Source organism: Agrococcus citreus (assembly GCF_039527715.1).
Classification (GTDB): domain Bacteria; phylum Actinomycetota; class Actinomycetes; order Actinomycetales; family Microbacteriaceae; genus Agrococcus; species Agrococcus citreus.
On the sequence record NZ_BAAAKK010000001.1, the window covers coordinates 477,759 to 479,105 of the forward strand.

Consider the following 1,347-nt stretch of genomic DNA (forward strand, 5'->3'; position numbering starts at 1 on the left):
CGCGCCGAGCGCGCGCTCGCGCACCGCCGCGCCCGCGTGCCGGCTGTGCGGCCGCCTCGCGGCGGGCTGGCGCTGCCCCTCGTGCTCGGGCGCGAAGCTCGTCGCCGCGGGTCGCGGCTCGACTCGCATCGCCGAGGAGCTCGGCCGCGCGTTCCCCGGCGTGCCCGTCGTCGTGGCCGACGGCGATCACGAGCGGCTCGCGATCGACGCGCGGCCCCGGATCGTCGTCGCGACGCGCGGTGCCGAGCCGATCGCCGACGGCGGCTACGGCGCCGTGCTGCTGCTCGACGGCGACGCGCTGCTCGCGCACGAGGGGCTCCGCGTCGCCGAGGAGGCGGTGCGCCAGTGGGCGTCGGCGCGCGCGCTCGCCGCCGAGGGCGCGCCGATCGTGCTCGCCGGCGTCATCGGGCCCGCCGCCGCCGCCCTCACCGGCGAGACGACCGTGCCGTTCGCGAAGATCGAGCTCGCCGAGCGGCGGCAGCTGCGGTTCCCGCCCGCGGTGCGCACCGCATCCGTCGTCGGCACGCCCGACGCGGTCGCGGAGGCGCTCGAGGCGCTGGGCGGCATCCCGCACCTCGACGTGCTCGGACCGGTGCCGGTCGCCGAGTCGCGACCGGGCGAGGAGGCCGAGCGGGCGATCGTGCGCTTCGCGTACGCCGATGGCGCGCGCGTCGCCGGCATCGCGAGGGGCCGCGTGCTGACGGCCGCCGCCCGCCCCCGGCGCCCCGGCGCTCCCGCGCGGCTCCGCATCCGCTTGGATGATCCCGAGCCCTTCGACGCGCTCTGAGCCCTTCGACGCTCCGAGCGCCCGAGCCCCGACCAGCACGACCGAGAGGAACCATGCGCATCGTCTTCGCCGGCAGCCCCGCCGCCGCCGTCCCGAGCCTCGAGGCGCTCGCGCGCACCCACGAGGTGGTCGCCGTCGTCACGCGCGCGCCGTCGCCGCACGGCCGCAAGCGCGTGCTCACGCCGACCCCGGTCGCCGATGCGGCCACCGCGCTCGGCATCCCGGTGCTCGAGGCGAACCGGCTCGGCGCCGACGCGACCGAGGCGATCGCGGCGCTCGCGCCCGAGCTCGCCGTGGTCGTCGCGTACGGCGGGCTCGTGCGCGAGCCGCTGCTCTCGATGCCGCCGCACGGCTGGATCAACCTGCACTTCTCGCTGCTGCCCGACTACCGCGGCGCCGCCCCCGTGCAGCGCGCCCTCATCGACGGTCGCGGCGTGACCGGCGTGAGCGTCTTCCGCCTCGTCGCGGAGCTCGACGCGGGTCCCGTCGTGCGGATGCGCGAGACGCCGGTGCCCGAGGGCGCGACCGCCGGCTCGCTGCTCGAGCAGCTCGCCGAGCTC

Annotated in this window: 1 pseudogene; it reads left to right on the plus strand. The window is 78.5% G+C overall.

Going from position 1 to position 1,347, the window contains the following annotated elements:
• Positions 1-840: 840 nt before the first annotated feature.
• A pseudogene (locus ABD106_RS02350) lies at positions 841-1,347 on the plus strand (methionyl-tRNA formyltransferase); the annotation flags it as partial.